We start from the raw sequence: 18,140 nt of genomic DNA on the forward strand, positions 1-18,140 counted from the left end.
ATTCCTGCGAGCTCGCGCAATGCTGGCCCGTCCAAGCCCACGACGAGCGCGTTGACTGCTCCGTCGACGGCGAGCGAGACGAAGCGCTCACCAGACATGGCGGCCGCCGCTGCCACCGTGAGTTGCCAGATCGCACCGTCTTCACCCATTTCGCGCTCCACTCACTCGCGGGCGGCAAGTAGAACAGCGTACAGCCGCAAGGATGTCGGTCATCCGTCGACATGTCCCACCGCATATCGTCGACATGTGCTGATCTTGCCCGCGCTGTCAATCGTGCTTGGCATCGGGATCGCGGTGCTTGGCATCATCTTCGCCACGAAGGCGTCTTCGATCGCCGACATGATGTGGACGCGAAACGAGAGCGCTACCCGACACTCGCGATTGCTGGCAGCGCCGCGAAGCTACTATCTCTGGCTGTGCCGCATAGGAGGCATCGTTCTGTCGGCAGCCGGCGCTGGCCTCGCCCTCAGCGCTGTGGCCAGCCTTTGACCTAGCGGCGGCGCCGATAGTCGGTCCGCTTGGGAACCATGCGCATTTGAGACCTCTTGTGCACGCGCCAGCACGCTAGCGGTCGCTCGTCGTGCCAGTCCGTCGCAACTTCGCGCGCACGATTATCGACCTGCGGGCCAGACTCAACGGGCCGGGTAGCGACGCTCATGTGACAATCGCTGAGTGACTGCTCGGGACGCTCTGCGCGACGCCTTGAAGAAAGAATTCGGGCCGGCCGCTCGTTCCCGCGGGTATCGCGGGTCGGCGCCAACTTGGCGAAAGACCACCGAGCGCGGTGACGTGGCGATCGTGAACGTCCAGTCATCCGCCTACAGCACCTCCTCGCACGTAAGGTGCATCGTCAACATGGCAGTCGTCCCGGAACCTGCTCAGCGGTGGCTTGCATCCCGCCCGTACAGTAAGCCGCGCCAGGTGCACTACTCGGAAGGCATCTACCAAGATCGGCTTCGACCGACGGGGACTGATGATCTGGTGGAAGTCTGGTGGGACGTTTACGACACTGCGAGTGCCGGCGTCGCGATCGCGGACATGCTCTCTCAACTGCACGCCCACGCATGGGATCGACTTGACACGCTCTTGAGCCAGGACGCCCTACTGTCCGCCGCAATCGCCGGAGACCTCGGATTCCTCAAGCGCCGCAACGGCAACGAGTTCTCCTTCGCCAAGGCGCAAGCCTTGCTCCTTATGGACGCCGGTCCCAGTGACGCTCTCAACGCCGCGCTCGAATCCCTCCGTCGATCTGCGATACCCCCCAGCCGCGCGTACGCGGAGAGCTTCGAAGAATGGGTTCACCATCAAGCCGCCGCTGCAATCACCGGTAGGTGAATGCAGCTCCTGCGTACTTGGTGAACGCATGCCGGTCGCGTACCGAGCGTGGCGGGCACCCGCGCTGGCTGTGGGTGGGAGAGCCATGCAGCACCTCCGCGCGATCACGGGATGAGGAGGGGCTGCCTGCACCCGAGTGGGTGAATGATCCGAGTCGATACCTCGAGGTGCCGGCCACCCTTGAGATCGATCCGGCCGACCCGATGCCGCCTGCGTCGCAGGTGCCTGAGGAGTTCGCCGAGCGCGGTGTGCTCGTGTGGCGTGACACCTTCGCGAGCACTTTACCGTGACGTCTTCCCTCGGCCGGGACGACATCCTTCTCGGGCTCAGAGCACTCATCGTCGAGCTCCGCTCGTCGAAAGGTCTCCATCGGGCGAATCTATCTCGCGCTGCCGACCCATCGCGACGCAGGGTCAGCGACCTTGGTTCGCGCTCTGCCAGGCGGCGTCGAGCAATCCGAACTCGGCGGCGTAGCAGCGGCCCTCGACCCCGGAGTGAACCGATGCGCCACTGGTGACATACCGGATGACCGGCTGTGTGACGTCGATCACATCGACGGGGTAGCCGGCCTCCGCCATGCACGCCGAGTACCGCTCGAAGCCGTCGCGATACTCGGCCTCTGTCACGCTGCCGTCCGCCATCGCCGCGCTCTGCTCCTCGGACGGCTCCGGCAGGGCGACAGGGGCGGACCACGATGCCCACAGCATGTAGCTCCCCGAGCCCGAGACGCTCACGCTGTGAGGACCGTCGCCCGACACGCGTTCACCCCCGCCGAACCCGCCGTGGGATGCCTCGCAGTAGCTGGTACCGATTTCGCTACCGTCGATCTTGATCACCATGACCCCGGCCCCGAGGCATCGGAACGCGACGAAGAGTTCCGTCGCGCCCTCGGGCGCGACGCCGACGTCCAGCGTCGTCGGGCCTACGGCGCGCTCGATGAAGAAGTGGTCGCCGAACAACTGAGTGTCACCGGGCACTGTCGCGGCGAGCTGCGCGGCTGAAGGCGGGACACGGGTGACGTTAGCGCCGGCGCGAGATTCCGCGGTAAGTGCCACCGCTGCGGAAGTCGCTGCGCCGGCCAGGATCCCCGAGATGGCGAAGACCGTCAGCGCCAGTACGCCGCGCGGGCGCCGACGGCTGAGTGGTGCGGCATCGGCCAGAGCGACGAGCATCCGTCGCTGTGCTTCATCGCGATTCGTCGTGGACTCAGGCATTGGAGACTCCTTCCGAGGGAAAGCCCCGCGGGCGCAGGTGATGCGCCTCCTCCCGGAGGCGAGCGTGTGCGCGCGACAGCCGTGATCGTGCGGAAGAAGGCCGCACGCCCAGAACGCGGGCGGCATCCGCTGCCGAGAGATCCTCGAGCACGCACAGCGTGATGATCTCCTGGTCACGAAGCGACAAACGCCGCATTGCGCGGAACACCTCTCCGTCCGCGACGAGGTCCGCCGGGTCCGGTGCGGATTCGGCGGCGGGGAGTCGCGTGAGCGCTGCGCGATAGCGCCGCTCGGCGCGGGCGATGTTCAAGCAGGTGTAGGTAGCTGTGCGTAGGAGCCAGGGGAGCATGGACTGATCCACGAACCGGATGCTGTCGCGTTTGCGCCATGCCTCCAGAAACGTGATCGACACAACGTCCTCCGCCTCTCCTGGAGACGGTGCGAGCCCCGTGGCGTGCCGCCGGATACGGTCGCGATGGCGGTCGAACACGCGCCCGAAGGCTTCGCCCTCGCCCGCGATCGCCCTCGCCCAGTCATGCTCGTCAGAGTCGGTCACACTATGAAGTGTCCGCGACCGCCCGGAGCGTTGCAGGCATTCCTCGCGGATCGCTGAGGCGTGAACGATTCCTGCGCACTCCTGAGCGGTCCGTCGGTTCCGCACGGTGGTCGTTCAACGAACGTCCGTGCCTCCCTCCCACCCGTTGTTCCCAGCGGCCAACGATGTGCAGTATCAGGGAACAGCCGGATCACGCGGCGCTCGGATGGTACCTGCTCCATGGACAGAAGCTAGCCGGGCGGCAGGGTTGGCGGCACCGGCTGATGCGCGGAGCCGGTCGGCGGGTGTATCGTGCGGCTGTCCGCACCCCTCGATGCCATTGAGAAGGGTGTGTCGACGGGGGAATGGGGAGTACGACATGGCTACCAAACTGCCGGCGTCGGGAGCGCTGCCCGAAGGGCAGGATCCGGGATGCGACACCTCGGGCCTGCTCCTCGTGCATCGCATCTTCCGATGGCTCTACCGCGAGTTGCCGCTGCTGGTTCGCGAGGTCGCGGCCGGCGACGTCGAGCGTGCGGCGATCGTCGGACGCTACGCGCACCTCGACTTCTTCGCATTGCACATGCATCACGAGACCGAAGACATCGCACTGTGGGATCGCCTCACGTCGCGAGACCCCGCATGCGCGCTGCACGTCGATCAGATGCGGGCGCAGCACGCCGAGGTGAGCGCGCAGCTGGCTCGCATCGAGCCGCAACTGGCGCCGTGGGTCGCGAGCGCCGACCCCGGCCTCCGCGACAGATTCGCCTCCGACATCGAGATGCTGCGCGACACGCTGTCGGTGCATCTCGTGCAAGAAGAGGACGAGATCATGCCCGTCGCCGGCGCTGTCCTCTCGCAGCAGGAGTGGGACTGGATGGAAGAGCACACGCGCGCGACTCTGGCGGCGCACCGCAAGGAGCTGGGGAAGGACGTCATGGCGTTGCAGATCGGTCTGCTGATCGCGAGCGTCCCGGAAGACGAACGCGAAGAGTGGCAGCGGGCGAACATCCCCGCACCGATCCGACTGCTGTATGCGCTGCTGATGAAGAGGAAGTACGACCGGGCGATGCGCGAGCTCTACCCGGACCGCCCCGTTCCCGCGATGGTGTGACGATCATGTGGCGGCGCGTCTACCTCGACGTTCACGTCCCGTTTCCACCGGAGCGCGTGTTCCCGTACCTCGCCGATCCTGCACGATGGCCGGTGTTCGCGCCGGCCGTGGAGTTCCGTCAGCGGATCGGTGACGGGCCACCCGACGTCGGCAGTAGATGGAGCGCGGTCGACCGCATCATCGGCCCCTTCAGAGTGCGGTTCACCGACGTGCTCGAGAGCATCGAGCCGCCGCGTCGCGTCGTCTGGCACTCGACCTCGCCCTGGAACTCCCGTGTGGAGTACATCTGCGACGCGGACGGTGAGGGGACGCGAGTCCGCGCCGACTACGGAGGCGACGTCTCGGGCTGGCTCCGCGCCGTGGCGCTTCTTCCCACGTTCGTGCTCTCCCGCATCCTGATGCGGGACTTCCGCGGCCTGACTCGAGTGCTCGCCGCGGAAGACCGCAGCATGAGGTCGCCGATCGAGAGGTAGGCGGGCCTCAGCCGGCGGTCCAGACGCGCTCGATCGGAATCGCGCGCTGCAGGACGTTCGAGGCTGCCCGGTGTCCGGACAGCAGGGCCGCGGTGACCGTGGCGGGGTCATCCGTCCAGGTCGCCTCGCCGGCGAGGTGCAGGACACCGCCGATCGGCGCTGCGAGGTCGTCGTGGTCGGCCGTCGTCGATCCGACGGTCATGTAGGCGTACGAGCCGTGCGAGTACGGGTCGTCCTGCCAGTCCGTGACGTGCACGTGGCTCGGGCGTTCCACCCGGTCGCCGTAGAGCCGGCGCAGCTGCGTGAGCACCGACTCGACGATCTGCTCCTCGCTCCAGTCGCGCGTGCCCACCGCCGCCGGCCCGGCGGCGAACGTCAGCAGCGTCGGCACACCATGCACGCGGGTGAGGTCGTACCAGGAGTGCCACCAGCGACCCTCGTCGCCCTGCTGCCGGATGGCGTACACTCCGTCGTCCCAGAACCTCGTGGGGAAACGCAGGAACACCTTCTCGAACGCGTTCATGCGCAGGCGGCCGAGGGCGCCCGTGTGGGGAGCGGGCAGCGGGGGCTCGATCGTGAAGTCGTCGGACTGCAGCACCCCCACCGGCACGGTCAGGACGGCGTCGCCCGCGGTGAAGCGGCCCCGGTCGGTCGTCACGACCACGCCGTCGGCCGACCAGTGCACGTGCGAGACGACATGGGTGAGGCGCACGTCGAGTCCCTCGGCGAGGCGTCGGGGGAGGTGGTCGTACCCGTCGGGGAAGACCACCTCATCGCCGTCGATGGAGTCGTCGTCGAGACCGTGGGCGGCGAGATCCTCGATCCACGCGCCGTACTGCTCCTCGGACCGGTGCTCGAGGAACTCCCGCACCCGTTGAGCGCGCTCATCGGGCCACCCCTGTGCGGCCAGTGCCGTCTCGGTGACGTCACGGTACGAGGCATCCGGCGCGGAATCGGCGATCACGTCGACCAGGGTCTCGTCGACGGTGCGGATGTCGTCCGCGAAGCGCCGCGCCGCGGCATCCGTCAGCCGGCTTCCGTCAGGTCCGTAGTAGGCGATCGGCCGGCTGTCGGGCTGGTAGCCGCCCACGGTGAACTCGACGGAGCGCATGCCGAGGGCCGCTGCGGCGGCGGCGACGGGAGAATCCGCGATGCCATGGATCCAGGAGGCGCCGAGATCGGTGGCGAGCCCGAACCGGCGGTCGGTCACGACTCTGCCTCCGACGCGGTCGCGCGCCTCGAGCACGACCACGCGCGCACCTGCCTGCGCGAGGAGCCGGGCGGTGGTCAGCCCGGCCACCCCGGCGCCGACCACGATCGTGTCGAAGGAATCCACCCCTGCGTCCTGTTCTGCCGTCATGGCGGCGGTCTCACACGATCCCGCGGGCGTGGATGTCGGACTCCAGCGTCGCGCCGTCCACGTCGAGGTAGATGCGCCGCTCCGTGATCGACAGCGTCAGCGTGTTGCGGCGCTCGAGGCGGGCGACCGCCGCGTCGATGAACCCCGGGTCGAAGGTGTACACCACGATGTCTTCCGCGCGGTGGATCCGCTTGCCCGCCCAGGGAGCTGTGACCTTGGCCGGGTCGCGGTGGGTGTACACCACGGTGCGCTCGGCCAGCATGCTGCCGGTGTGAAGGCGCGCGGCATCCGGGGCTCCGACCTCGATCCACGCGGTGAGGCGGCCCGTGGCGTCCTTGACGAGGACGGCCGGCTCATCGGTCGCCGAGATGCCCTCGCTGAACGCGATGCCCTCGGTGTACTCGAGGCAGTACGCCAGCACGCGCGTGACCATGAAGGCGTCGGTCTCGGACGCGTGGCGGGCGACGCGCAGCGAGAGGTCCTCGTAGACGCCGCGGTCGACGTCGGCCAGCTGCACCGCGAAGGTGTGGATCGTCGCGCCGATCGCCATTGTCGAAGTCCGCCTCAGTCTCGCGTGCTCAGCTCTTGGGCCACTCGATGAGCAGGATCCCCTGCTTCGTGTCGGCGAACTTCACGGTGCCGCCGATGAAGAGGTAGGTCATGCCGTAGCCGTTCTCGTCGGCCGCGATCGCGGTCTCGGGGCTCTCGGTGATGTAGACGCCCTCGCCGGCCTCTTCGCGCAGCCAGCCCTGATCCACGAGCTCGGCCTGGGCCGCTGCGGCGTCCTCGTCGGAGATCTCGGCCCACCCGAACATCTGGCCGTGGTCGCCTGCAGGACTGTCGAAGTCGGCCCACACGCACCGCAGGCCGTCCGGCACCTCCAGGCTGCCGATGTAGAACGGCTCGGCACGCACCGTCCATCCGACGCTGTCGAAGTCGGCGACCACGGCCTCGCCGATGAGCGTCTCGCACGTCGGGTCCGCCGAGGACGCCGGCTCGGGCTCGGGAGTCGACGAGGGCTCGGTCGCCGGCGGCGCCGCCGTGGCGGTCGTCGTCGGCTCGGGGTCGGGGGAGTCGGATGCGGCGCACGCGCTCATGACGAGGGCGCTCAGCGCGAGGACGGCGGCGGCGCCGAGGATGCGGAGGGACGACATGGGGGAGGACTCCGGTGGGGGATGGGGAGTGGGGCGTTCAGTCGGTGTGGAGGAGACGGAGGTACGCGTCGTGGAGCACGCGGTTCGTGGCCAGCGACGACAGCTCCGACAGCGAGTCACGGCCCTCGAACGAGGTGAAGCGACCGCCCGCCTCGGTGACGATCGGGACGAGCGCGGCGATGTCGTACTCCTTGACGCCGAACTCGGCCACGAACTCGAGGCGTCCTTCGGCGAGCAGCATGTACGGCCACGCGTCGCCGTACCCGCGGTCGCGCCACACGGCGGACGTCAGGCGCTCGAGCGCGTCGAGCCGCCCGGCCTCGCGCCATTGCGCGATGCTCTGGAAGCTCACGCTCGAGTCGGAGATCGAGTCGACCGTCGACACCGCGAGCCGTGCGGGTTCGCCCGACGGAGTGTTCGTCCAGGCGCCGAGGCCGGTCGCGGCCCACCATCGGCGCCCGATCGCGGGCTGGCTCGCGACGCCGACCCGGGGGATCCCGTCGATCGCCAGCGCGATCAGCGTGGTCCACATCGGGATGCCCTTGAGATAGTTGGCGGTGCCGTCGATCGGGTCGATGATCCACTGCCGCGACGACTCGCCGCTGATGCCGTACTCCTCGCCGAAGACGCTGTCACCGGGTCGCTCGGTCTCGAGGACGGCCCGGATGGCGCGCTCCGTGGCCAGGTCGGCCTCGGTCACGTGGGTGGTGTCGGCCTTGGTGCGCACATCGAGATCGGCAGCATCGAAGCGTGACATGGATGCCGCGTCCGCCGCGTCGGCGAGACGCAGAGCCAGGTCGAGATCGGCCTCGAGATCCCCCTCGAACGGCGCATCGAACGTCGGATCGGGGGGTGCGGCGGTCACGTGACCAGGATAGTCGCGCCGCCTGCCATCTCGATTTCATGAGACGCGATCGTGATGGTAATGTTGATCCTCGGTTCGCCTCGTCGCGAACCACGCACCTCTAGCTCAATCGGCAGAGCAACTGACTCTTAATCAGTGGGTTCTGGGTTCGAGTCCCAGGGGGTGCACCACTGAAGAGGGCGGCCTGCGGGCCGCCCTCTTCTGCGTTCCGGCAACCCCGCCCGCTTCGTCGCGATTCGGTAACGACGCCGCCATGAGGCGCGTCTCGACTTGACCCGGGTGCGTACGTTTCCTACATTGCAAGAACCTGAATCACGTTTCAGGTTCATGCTCTCGAAGCATCAGATCCTTCCAATGGGGAAAGGCACGCACATGCGGGTTACGAAGAAGTTGCTCCTGGGGTCCGTGGTTGCCACGGCAGCGCTCGCCCTGGCGGCGTGCGCGCCGACGACGGCGCCGGGCGGGGAGTCCACCGAGGGCGACGGGCCCACGGAGGTCACCGTCGGCATCGTCACGAGCGAGTCGGGCCCGCTCGCGGGCTACGGCAAGCAGTACCTCGACGCGTTCGAGGCTGGCCTCGACTACGCCACCGACGGCACCGGTGAGATCGACGGCACGACGATCACCGTGGAGTACCGCGACGACGCCGGCGACCCCGACAAGGCGGTCACCGCCGTCAAGGAGCTCATCGGCGAGGGCGTCAACATCATCGCGGGCACGGCATCGTCGGGTGTCGCACTGGCCGTGGCCGAGCAGGCCGCGCAGAACCAGGTGCTCTACATCTCGGGTCCGGCTGCCGCCGACGCCATCACCGGCATCAACGAGTACACCTTCCGCTCCGGGCGCCAGAGTGCGCAGGACGTCGCGACCGCCGGTACGTTCCTCGACGACATCGAGGGCAAGACCGTCGCCGTCTTCGCACAGGACAACGCGTTCGGCCAGGGCAACGTGGCCGCCGTCGACGCGATCCTCGGCGGCAAGGGAGCGACTGTCACGCCGGTGCTGGTCGCGGAGGACGTGACCGAGTTCACCCCCTTCGCGCAGCAGGTGCTCGCCGCTTCTCCTGATCTCGTGTTCGTCGCGTGGGCCGGAGCGACCTCGGGTGCCATGTGGCAGGCGATGAGCCAGCAGGGCGTGCTCGACGAGATCCCCGTCGTCACCGGACTCGGCGACGCCGCGACGTTCGGCGCGTACGGCGAGGCCTCGGAGAAGATCGACTTCCTGAACCACTACTTCGCGGGAGCCCCCGACAACGACGTCAACTCGGCGATGGTCGAGGCGATCGAGGAGGCCGGCGGCACGCCCGACCTGTTCAGCCCCGACGGCTTCAACGCGGCCATCATGATCGTCCAGGCGATCAAGGAGGGCAAGGGCGACGTCGACGCGATGGTCGCAGCGCTCGAGGGCTTCGAGTTCGAGGGACCCAAGGGCGCCATGACCGTGCGCGAGAGCGACCACGCGCTCATCCAGGAGATGTACCAGGTGCGCCTCGTCGCCGACGGCGACAGCTTCGTGCCCGAGCTGGTCGACACGGTGGACGCCGACGAAGTCGCGCCCGCCGAAGCGGACTGATCGGGAGCGGCACCGCACGATGAGCACCCCACCCCCGTCCGCCCCGGACGCGCCCGCTGCGCGCCGCGGCTCACCGCTCAAGATCGACGGCCTCGGCCTGCAGATCGGCGGCGCGACGATTCTGAAGGATGTCGCACTCGACGTCGCCGCCGGCTCGCTGGTCGGCGTGATCGGGCCCAACGGCGCCGGCAAGACCACGCTGTTCAACGTGATCTCGGGGCTCATGAAGCCCACCGCCGGTCGCGTCGTCCTCGACGGCCGTGACATCACGACGGCGTCCGTGCCCGCCCGGGCGCGGGCGGGGCTGGGGCGCACGTTCCAGACCTCGAGCCTCTTCCCGAGGCTCACGGTGCTCGAGAACGTGCGCCTGGCGGCACAGGTGTCGCTCGGCGGCTCGACGTCGCTGCTCCGATTCCCGAGTCCGACGGATGCCGCGACCCGGCAGGCGCTCGACATGCTCGATGTGGTGGGGCTCACCCACATGCGCGACGCGTACGCGGGCGACATCTCGCACGGCGACAAGCGCAAGCTCGAGATCGCCGTGCTCCTCGCCACGGACGCGAGCATCGTGCTGCTGGACGAGCCCATGGCCGGTGTCGCTTCCGGCGACGTCCCGGGCCTCGTCCAGAACATCCGCGACATGCAGCGCGAGAAGGGGTGCACGCTCCTCATGGTCGAGCACCACATCGACGTGCTGATGGGACTCGTCGAGAAGGTCGCCGTAATGTACTTCGGCAGCATCATCGCCTACGACACGCCGCAGCGCGTCATGGACGACCCGATCGTGCAGAGCGCGTACCTCGGCACCGGCGCCGCGGGGACGGAGGCGGCATGAGCGCGGCCGATCCCATCCTCACCGTGTCGGGCCTGCGGTGCACGATCGCCGGCCAGCAGGTCGTCGAGGACGTGTCGCTCGAGGTGCCGGCGACCGGCATCACGGCCGTGCTGGGTCGCAACGGCGTGGGCAAGACGTCGACGCTCCGCGGCATCCTCGGTCTCATCCATCGCCGCGGCGAGGTGAGGCTGGCGGGCGAGCGCATCGACGGACTGCCGACGCAACGCATCGTGCAGCGCGGAGTCGGCTACGTCCCCGAGGACCGGGAGGTGTTCGGCAGGCTGACCGTCGCCGAGAACCTCGCGCTCGCCGAGCGGCAGCGCAATCCCCGCCGCGAGTTCGTCGCCGAGCTCTTCCCCGATCTCGTCGCACGGCGCGACCAGCAGGCCGGAACGCTCTCGGGCGGGCAGCAGCAGATGGTCTCGGTCGCGCGGGCGCTCCTCAACGACAACCGCCTGCTCCTGGTCGACGAGCCCACCAAGGGCCTCGCGCCCCGCATCGTCACGCAGGTCGCCGACGCGCTCGAGGAGGCGTCGAAGACCGTCCCGATCCTGCTCGTCGAGCAGAACCTCGAGGTGGTGCGCCGGCTCGCGCACGACGCGATCGTCATCGCGGGCGGGCGCGTGGTCCACGTCGGCACCGCGAACGGCATCCTCGACGACGAAGACCTCACCCGACGTCTTCTCGGCGTCCACACCGACCACGCCGCCGGCGACACCCTGAGCGAGAGGAGCGGATCCAAGTGAGCACCGTCATCCTCACCCTCATCACCGGCGTCGGTCTCGGCGCCCTCTACTTCCTCGTGGCGAGCGGCCTCAGCCTCATCTACGGGCTCATGCACGTGCTGAACTTCGCCCACGGCGCGTTCCTCACCCTGAGCGCATTCATGGGGTTCATGGTCGCGCAGGCCGTCGGCACCGAGTCGTGGGGCTCGTTCCTGCTCTCGATCCTCGTCGGCGCCGGCGTGGGCGCCGTGTTCGCGACGCTCACCGAGCTGGTGCTGATCCGTCCGCTGTACGAGCGGCACATCGAGCAGGTGCTCGTCACGGTCGGGCTGTCGTTCGCGGCGGTGGCGCTGTTCGAGGGCATCTGGGGCACCGATCCCATCCACATCGCCGGACCCCCGTGGCTGCGCCAGACCACCGACGTGCTGGGCGCCCGCATCCCGAACACGTACTGGGTGCTCATGATCGCCGCCGTGCTGGTGCTCGCCGCCCTGGTGCTGTTCCTGCAGAGGACGCGCTACGGCATGATCATCCGGGCCGGCGTCGAGAACCGGTCGATGGTGACGGCCCTCGGCATCGACGTGCGGCGCTCCTTCACGCTGGTCTTCGCGATCGGCGGCGCCGCGGCCGGCATCGGGGGAGTCCTCGCGATGCACTACTCGACGTTCGTCTCGGCCCACCTCGGCCAGACCCTGCTCATCTTCGCGTTCATCGTCACCGTCGTCGGCGGCCTCGGCTCGCTCACCGGAGCAGCCGTGGCGTCGGTGCTGGTGGCCGTGCTGCAGCAGTTCGCGAACTTCTACCTCGGCGGCACCGGCGACTTCATCGTCGTGATCCTGCTCGCCCTGGTGCTGCTGGTGCGCCCGGCCGGACTTCTGGGGAGGAAGGCATGACCCCGCAGGCAACAGGTGCCTCCGGCATCCGTCGATTCGTCCCGGTCATCGTCGGGGTCGCCCTGGTGATCCTCATGGCGGTGCTGCCGCTGCTGAACATCGCGATCCCGGGGATCCTCCCCACTCCCACCTACATGCCGGGCACGCTCGCGCTGCTGTCGCTGTGCATGGTGTTCGCCGCGCTCGCGCTGTCGTACAACCTGCTGCTCGGATCGAGCGGGATGCTGTCGTTCGGCCACGCCCTGTACTTCGGGGCCGGCGCGTACGGGCTCGGCATCGCCCTCGAGCACTTCGGGGTGCCGTTGTGGCCCGGGATCTTCGTCGCCCTGATCGGCGGCATGGTGATCGCCCTCGTCACCGGCGCGGTGTCGATGCGCGTGTCGGGGATCCCGTTCGCGATGGTGACGCTCGCGTTCGCCCAAGCCGGGTCGGTGCTGGTGCGCCGCAACTCGCAGGTGACCGGCGGCGAGGAGGGCCTGAGCGTGAACACCGCGCAGGTGCCCGACTTCCTCATCGGCGTCGTCAACACGCGCAACCTGTACTGGTTCACGCTCGTCGTGCTCGTGGTCGTGTACCTCGTGACACTGTGGGTCGACACCTCGCGCCTCGGCCACCTCGCGCGCGCGACGCGCGAGAACGAGCAGCGCGTGCGCGTGCTCGGACTGTCGCCGTACCGCGTGAAGCTGCTCGTGTTCGTCATCGCCGCGGTGCTCGCCAGCCTCGCCGGCGTCGCGTACATGCTGCTGCAGTCCGGCACGGTGCCCCGTTCGGTGTCGGCCGACCTGACGATCACGGTCCTCGTCATGGTCGTGCTGGGTGGCGTCGGATTCCGGTGGGGTGCCATCGTTGGCGGTGTGCTCTACACGCTGCTCGACCAGCGACTGACCGTGCTGGCCGGATCCGACGCCATCGCGGGTCTGCCCGACGTGCTGCGCGTGCCCCTCTCCGAGCCGCTGTTCCTGTTCGGGGTGCTGTTCATCCTCGTGGTGATGTTCCTCCCCGGCGGCATCGCCGGCACGATCGACGCCGCCGTGCGCCGTCGTCGTGGCGAGAAGGTGCGCGGGTCGTTCCAGGAGCTCGACGACGTGGGAGAACTGGCCGACACGCCGGCCGAGGTGCGCGCATGACCTGGGACGGCGACCTCGATCCCGACGTCGACGACGAACCGCACACGATCGGGCGGTGGATCCTCGACCGCGCCGCACGGTCGCCGCGCCGCATCGCGATCGACGACCGGGGCGTGACGACCGACTACGCGACCCTCGCGGGCCGTGCCGTCGCGCTCGCCGAGCGCCTGCGCCGGGCCGGATACGGCCCCGGCGACCGCATCGCGACGGTCTCGGGGAATTCCACCGACCATGTGGTGGCGTTCTTCGCGTGCGCGATCGCCGGCATCGCCTTCGTGCCCCTCTCGTGGCGCCTCACGCCGCGGGAGCTCGCCGGCGTCCTCGCACGGTCGGCGCCCGCCCTCGTGCTCATCGAGGACGAGCACGCGGCGCTCGCCAGCGAGGCGCTGCGCCCCGAGCGCGTCGACGAATCGCTCAGGGCCGGGGGATGGCCGCCGCCGGTCGGAGTGCTCGGCACCACGGGCGTGGAGGCGTCGGTGCCCCCGGCCCGGCAGACGCGCCGACCGCGACCGGTGCGCGATGACGACGCGCTGCTGATCATCTTCACGTCGGGCAGCGAGGCGGCGCCGAAGGGCGTCGTGCTGACGCACGCGAACTGCTTCTGGAACAACCTCGCGCTCGCGCAGGCGCTGCCGCTCACGCACGACGACGTCGTGCTCGCGATGCTGCCGCAGTTCCACGTGGCCGCGTGGAACTGCCAGCCCCTGCTCGCGTGGTGGACCGGTGCCACGGTCGTGCTCGAGCGCTCGTTCCAGCCGGCGCGGGTGCTGCAGCTGATCGCCGAGCGCGGCGTCACCGCCATGATGGGCGTGCCCACCCAGTACGCCATGCTGGCCGCCGACGGGGCGTGGGCCACGACCGACACGTCGTCGCTGCGGCTCGCTCTGGTCGGCGGTGCGACGATGCCCGCCCCGCTGCAGCAGACGTGGTCGGCCCGGGGCATCCCGCTCACGCAGGGCTACGGGCTCACCGAGGCCGCACCGAACGTACTGCACCTGCCGGCGTCCGAAGCGGCCGATGCGCCGGGCGCGGTGGGCAGGCCGTATCCGCACGTGTCGGTGCGCGTCGTCGATCCGGAGTCCGGCCTCGCGCTCGACGGAGAGGCGACCGGCGAGCTGTGGGTGCGCGGGCCGAGCGTGTTCGCGGGTTACCTCGACGACGACGCGGCGACCGCACGTGCGCTGAGCGGCGAGTGGCTGCGCACCGGCGACCTGGTCGCGCGCGACGCCGACGGCGTCTTCCGGCTCGTCGACCGGCTGAAGGACATCTTCATCTCGGGCGGTGAGAACGTCGCACCGGCCGAGGTCGAGCACGCCCTGACGCTGCACCGGCTCGTCGAGGAGGCCGCTGTCGTCGGCGTCCCCGACCCGGTGTGGGGCGAGCGCGGCGTCGCGTTCGTCGTGCCCGTCGCCGGGGCCGTGCTCTCGGCGGACGAGGTGCTCGCGCACGCGCGCCGCAACCTGGCGGCCTTCAAGGTGCCGGTGCGAGTCGAGTTCGTCGACGCGCTGCCGCGCTCGACGATCGAGAAGCTCGCCCGCTCGCGCCTGCGGGCACGAGCACGCATGCTGATGGCCGCGGATCGCGCGGGGGAGCGCGACCGCACGACGGAGGGGATGCCGCGATGAGTCTTTCCGAGGAGCTCACCGACGACGCCGAGAACCTGGTGTCGCCGGCGACCGGCCGGCCACTCACCAAGCGGGGTGAGGCCACCCGCCGGCGCCTGCTCGAGGCGGCGGAACTGGTGTTCGCCGAACAGGGCTACCACGAGGCATCCATCGTCAAGATCACCGAGCGCGCGGGCATCGGCCTCGGCACGTTCTATCTCTACTTCGACAGCAAGCAGTCGATCTTCGAGGCGCTCGTGCTCGACCTCAACCGGCGCGTGCGGCATTCGATGTCGGAGGCGATGACCGGCGCGCCGACGCGCCTCGAGGCCGAGCGGGCCGGCTTCTCGGGGTTCTTCCGCTTCACCGCCGAGCATCCCGCGCTGTACCGGGTGGTGCGCGAGGCCGAGTTCGTCTCGCCGGAGGTGCTGCGGCTGCACTACACGCGCATCGTCGAGGGGTACGAGGCGGGGCTTCGCGCCGCGCAGGAGACCGGCGACGTCGATCGTGCGCTCGACCCCGAGACGACGGCGTGGGCGCTCATGGGCATGGGCGAGCTGATCGGCATGCGGTTCCTGCTGTGGGAGCGCGATGCCGACGGCAAGCCGCCCGCGCAGCTGGACCCGGTGGTGTTCGCCGGGATGGCCCGGTTCATCGACAACGCGCTGGCACCGCGAGCGGCCGCCGGCGAGGGTGAGAAGGAAGACGCATGACCGACAACGACCTCGAGGGCAAGCGCGCCCTCGTCACGGGTGGCGCCAGCGGCATCGGGCTCGCGTGCGCGCACGAGTTCGCCCGGCGGGGCGCCCACGTCGTCATCGCCGACCTGAACGCCGATGCGGCGACGGATGCCGCTGCCGCCGTCGGCGGAGAGCCGTGGGTCGTCGACCTCTCCGACACCGCCGCGCTCGAGAACCTGACCCTCGATGTCGACATCCTCGTGAACAACGCCGGCATCCAGCGGGTCTCGCCGATCACCGAGTTCGACCCCGACGCGTTCCGGCTGCTGCTGCGGCTCATGCTCGAGTCGCCGTTCCTGCTCATCCGCGCGGCCCTGCCCGCGATGAACGAGCGCGGGTGGGGGCGCATCGTCAACATCTCGAGCGCGCACGGCCTGCGGGCGAGCGCGTTCAAGTCCGCGTACGTCTCGGCCAAGCACGGGCTCGAGGGCCTGTCGAAGGTCACCGCCCTCGAGGGAGCGCCGCACGGCGTCACCAGCAACTGCATCAACCCGGCGTACGTGCGCACGCCGCTCGTCGAGAAGCAGATCGCCGACCAGGCGAAGGTGCACGGCATCCCGGAGAGCGAGGTCGTCGAGAAGATCATGCTCACCGAGACGGCGGTCAAGCGCCTCGTCGAGGCCGACGAGGTCGCCTCGCTCGCCGGCTGGCTCGTGTCGGACAAGGCGGGCATGGTGACCGGGGCGTCGTACACGATGGACGGCGGATGGACGGCGCGATGACGACCGACGCGACACGGGTGGCGGAGACCCCGCGGGTGGGTCACCGCTACCGGACGATCGATGTGCCGGTCGAGGGCGGCGACCTGCGCGTGGGCGTGTGGGACCCGGATCCCGCCGTGCCGGACGCGCCCGACGTGCTGCTGATCCACGGGGTGACGTCGTCGCACCTCGCATGGCCGTTCGTCGTGGACCGGCTGCCGGGAGTCCGGGCGATCGCACCCGATCTGCGCGGACGCGGAGCGAGCAACGGCCTCGACGGGCCGGCCGGCATGGCCGCGCACGCCGCCGACCTCGCCGCCGCACTCGACGCGCTCGGGATCGAGCGGACAGTCGTGGTGGGCCACTCCATGGGCGCGTTCGTCGCGGTCGTGTTCGCGCACCTGCATCCCGAGCGCGTGTCGCGGCTCGTGCTGGTGGACGGCGGCCTTCCGCTCGATGTCCCGGCCGGACTCACCGCCGACGAGCTGGTCGCCGGCATCCTCGGGCCGACGGCCGCGCGGCTCTCGATGAGGTTCGCCGACACCGGGGACTACCTCCGGTTCTGGCGGCGGCATCCCGCGTTCCAGACGGACTGGACGCCAGAGTTCGAGCACTACCTCGCGTACGACCTCGTCGACGACGGCGCCGGCGCCCTCCGGCCCGCGACCAGCTATGCCACGACCGCCGAAGACACCGCCGATATGAACACCGGCACGTCGCTGCCCGAGGCACTGGCCGGGCTCGTCCACCCGGCGCGCATGCTGACGGTTCCGCGCGGACTGCAGGACGAGCCGCCCGGGCTGTACGCGCCCGAGCACCTCGAGCGGGTGCTCGAAGCCGCGCCGTCGATCGTCCACGAGCGTGTCGACGGCTTCAACCACTACACGATCGTGCTGTCGCCCGCCGGTGCGGAGGTCGTCGCCGCCGTGGTGCGTGAGGAACTCGCCGCCGTCGAAGGGTGACCGGCGGTCGTCGGCGCGGGTCAGCGGGCGGCGGCGATGCGCGTGGTCAGCTGGTGGGCGTGGGCGAGGAGGATGCGGCCGAGCTCGGGGAGCCGGTCGGGTCCGAACCGGAACTCGACGCCCGTCAGGCTGAGCGCCCACTGCGGGTGGCCCTCGCGCGTGAAGACCGCCGCGCCGACGCCGTACGAGCCCTCGACGATGAGCCCGGGGTTCACGGCGTAGCCGCGCTCCTGCGTGTCGCGCAGGCGTGCCCGCAGGCGCACCTCGCCGTGGGCCGCGCCCCAGTCCCGCGGCAGCTCCGGGTGACGCTCGAAGTACGCGTCCACATCGTGAGGCGGCAGGAACGACAGGATCGCGAGGCCCGCCGAGGCGACGCCGAGCGGGAACCGCACGCCCTCCGACAGCACGAACGACCGGATCGGGAAGCTGCCCTCCTCCCGGAGCAGGCACACGGTCTCGTCGCCGCGGCGCACCGAGAGGAACGCGCTCTCCTCGGTGCGGACGGCGAGCGAGCGCACGATGTCGCGCGCGATCGCCGTGATGTCGTAGCGGGATGCCGCAACAGTCCCCATCAGGTACAGCTCGGGTCCCGGCATCCACCGTCCCGTCCGCTCGTCCTGATCGACGAGGCCCTCATGGCGCAGCGCCGACAGCAGCCGATGGGTGGTCGGGCGGGTCAGGTCGGCGCGTCGCGAGAGCTCGGCGACCGCCATGCCGTCGGCCCCGCCCGACGTCACGAGCCGCAGCAGCTGCGCGGCACGCGCGATCGACTGTGCGCCGGGGATGCTGGCCTTGGCGGAGGTGTCCACGATATGGACGCTAGGCGCTGGAGTGGCCACATGGCAAGCGGGGGTGTGGTGTCTCGGCCCGGCGCGACGGACGATGTGTGTGCGTAGCTCAGGACGCGGTAGCTCAGGACACGAAGGAGTGG

The 18,140-nt window shown here is 69.7% G+C and carries 20 protein-coding genes and 1 tRNA gene; 14 read left to right on the forward strand and 7 right to left on the reverse strand.

The features are described from left to right. The first annotated feature begins 246 nt into the window (after positions 1–246). Together IM778_RS07050 and IM778_RS07055 are read left to right on the forward strand one after the other, a co-directional pair. Positions 247–489 (forward strand): hypothetical protein, encoded by a 243-nt coding sequence (locus IM778_RS07050; protein ID WP_194411314.1) that lies wholly within the window; start codon positions 247–249, stop codon positions 487–489. 183 nt (positions 490–672) lie between these two features. Then, positions 673–1,335: a DUF4304 domain-containing protein gene (locus IM778_RS07055; RefSeq protein ID WP_194411315.1), complete on the forward strand. Its 663-nt coding sequence runs from the start codon at positions 673–675 to the stop codon at positions 1,333–1,335. Positions 1,336–1,748: 413 nt separating this feature from the next. Here IM778_RS07055 and IM778_RS07060 read toward each other — a convergent pair whose 3' ends face one another. Both IM778_RS07060 and IM778_RS07065 read right to left on the reverse strand, forming a co-directional pair. Beyond that, complete coding sequence (locus IM778_RS07060) at positions 1,749–2,549, reverse strand: hypothetical protein (RefSeq protein WP_194411316.1); 801 nt, start codon at positions 2,547–2,549, stop codon at positions 1,749–1,751. Next, positions 2,542–3,105 carry an RNA polymerase sigma factor gene (locus IM778_RS07065; protein WP_194411317.1) on the reverse strand — a complete coding sequence of 188 codons (564 nt, stop codon included), beginning with the start codon at positions 3,103–3,105 and terminating at the stop codon, positions 2,542–2,544. Before IM778_RS07065 ends, IM778_RS07060 begins: the two co-directional genes overlap by 8 nt. Before the next feature lie 358 nt (positions 3,106–3,463). On the opposite strand from IM778_RS07065, the gene IM778_RS07070 reads away from it, so the two are divergent. Together IM778_RS07070 and IM778_RS07075 are read left to right on the forward strand one after the other, a co-directional pair. Further along, positions 3,464–4,198, forward strand: coding sequence for a hemerythrin domain-containing protein (locus tag IM778_RS07070; protein WP_194411318.1), 735 nt, complete (start codon positions 3,464–3,466; stop codon positions 4,196–4,198). Between the two features lie 5 nt (positions 4,199–4,203). Beyond that, entirely contained in the window at positions 4,204–4,671 is a 468-nt protein-coding gene (locus IM778_RS07075) for an SRPBCC family protein (RefSeq protein ID WP_228484834.1), read from the forward strand. Between the two features lie 7 nt (positions 4,672–4,678). Here IM778_RS07075 and IM778_RS07080 read toward each other — a convergent pair whose 3' ends face one another. The 4 genes from IM778_RS07080 to IM778_RS07095 are packed head-to-tail and all read right to left on the reverse strand — an operon-like array spanning position 4,679 to position 8,050. After that, positions 4,679–6,031 (reverse strand): flavin monoamine oxidase family protein, encoded by a 1,353-nt coding sequence (locus tag IM778_RS07080; RefSeq protein WP_420488846.1) that lies wholly within the window; start codon positions 6,029–6,031, stop codon positions 4,679–4,681. 10 nt (positions 6,032–6,041) lie between these two features. Beyond that, positions 6,042–6,581: a YaeQ family protein gene (locus IM778_RS07085; protein WP_194411320.1), complete on the reverse strand. Its 540-nt coding sequence runs from the start codon at positions 6,579–6,581 to the stop codon at positions 6,042–6,044. A gap of 28 nt (positions 6,582–6,609) precedes the next feature. Beyond that, positions 6,610–7,185, reverse strand: a complete 576-nt coding sequence (locus tag IM778_RS07090; protein ID WP_194411321.1) for a hypothetical protein — start codon at positions 7,183–7,185, stop codon at positions 6,610–6,612. Positions 7,186–7,222: 37 nt separating this feature from the next. After that, on the reverse strand, positions 7,223–8,050 hold the full coding sequence (locus IM778_RS07095; protein WP_194411322.1) for an inositol monophosphatase family protein: 828 nt from the start codon (positions 8,048–8,050) through the stop codon (positions 7,223–7,225). A 94-nt stretch (positions 8,051–8,144) separates the two neighbouring features. On the opposite strand from IM778_RS07095, the gene IM778_RS07100 reads away from it, so the two are divergent. The 10 genes from IM778_RS07100 to IM778_RS07145 all read left to right on the forward strand — a co-directional run bounded on the left by IM778_RS07100 (position 8,145) and on the right by IM778_RS07145 (position 17,209). Further along, a tRNA-Lys gene (locus IM778_RS07100) sits at positions 8,145–8,220 on the forward strand. Positions 8,221–8,422: 202 nt separating this feature from the next. Further along, positions 8,423–9,622: a substrate-binding domain-containing protein gene (locus IM778_RS07105; RefSeq protein WP_194411323.1), complete on the forward strand. Its 1,200-nt coding sequence runs from the start codon at positions 8,423–8,425 to the stop codon at positions 9,620–9,622. A gap of 19 nt (positions 9,623–9,641) precedes the next feature. Beyond that, complete coding sequence (locus IM778_RS07110; RefSeq protein ID WP_194411324.1) at positions 9,642–10,457, forward strand: ABC transporter ATP-binding protein; 816 nt, start codon at positions 9,642–9,644, stop codon at positions 10,455–10,457. Continuing rightward, positions 10,454–11,203, forward strand: a complete 750-nt coding sequence (locus IM778_RS07115) for an ABC transporter ATP-binding protein (protein ID WP_194411325.1) — start codon at positions 10,454–10,456, stop codon at positions 11,201–11,203. The genes IM778_RS07110 and IM778_RS07115 overlap by 4 nt, the downstream gene beginning before the upstream one ends. Further along, positions 11,200–12,075, forward strand: coding sequence for a branched-chain amino acid ABC transporter permease (locus IM778_RS07120; RefSeq protein ID WP_194411326.1), 876 nt, complete (start codon positions 11,200–11,202; stop codon positions 12,073–12,075). Before IM778_RS07115 ends, IM778_RS07120 begins: the two co-directional genes overlap by 4 nt. Further along, positions 12,072–13,202 carry a branched-chain amino acid ABC transporter permease gene (locus tag IM778_RS07125; RefSeq protein ID WP_194411327.1) on the forward strand — a complete coding sequence of 377 codons (1,131 nt, stop codon included), beginning with the start codon at positions 12,072–12,074 and terminating at the stop codon, positions 13,200–13,202. The genes IM778_RS07120 and IM778_RS07125 overlap by 4 nt, the downstream gene beginning before the upstream one ends. After that, complete coding sequence (locus tag IM778_RS07130; RefSeq protein ID WP_194411328.1) at positions 13,199–14,827, forward strand: class I adenylate-forming enzyme family protein; 1,629 nt, start codon at positions 13,199–13,201, stop codon at positions 14,825–14,827. Before IM778_RS07125 ends, IM778_RS07130 begins: the two co-directional genes overlap by 4 nt. Then, entirely contained in the window at positions 14,824–15,519 is a 696-nt protein-coding gene (locus IM778_RS07135; protein ID WP_194411329.1) for a TetR/AcrR family transcriptional regulator, read from the forward strand. Before IM778_RS07130 ends, IM778_RS07135 begins: the two co-directional genes overlap by 4 nt. Beyond that, a complete protein-coding gene (locus tag IM778_RS07140) occupies positions 15,516–16,268 on the forward strand; it encodes a 3-hydroxybutyrate dehydrogenase (protein WP_194411330.1) in 753 nt (250 codons plus the stop codon). The genes IM778_RS07135 and IM778_RS07140 overlap by 4 nt, the downstream gene beginning before the upstream one ends. After that, a complete protein-coding gene (locus IM778_RS07145; RefSeq protein WP_194411331.1) occupies positions 16,265–17,209 on the forward strand; it encodes an alpha/beta fold hydrolase in 945 nt (314 codons plus the stop codon). Before IM778_RS07140 ends, IM778_RS07145 begins: the two co-directional genes overlap by 4 nt. A gap of 20 nt (positions 17,210–17,229) precedes the next feature. Here the strand turns inward: IM778_RS07145 and IM778_RS07150 are convergent, their stop codons facing one another. After that, complete coding sequence (locus IM778_RS07150; protein WP_194411332.1) at positions 17,230–18,018, reverse strand: IclR family transcriptional regulator; 789 nt, start codon at positions 18,016–18,018, stop codon at positions 17,230–17,232. Positions 18,019–18,140: the final 122 nt, after the last annotated feature.

Origin of the sequence: Microbacterium cremeum (genome assembly GCF_015277855.1) — a bacterium.
GTDB classification, from domain to species: Bacteria; Actinomycetota; Actinomycetes; order Actinomycetales; family Microbacteriaceae; genus Microbacterium; species Microbacterium cremeum.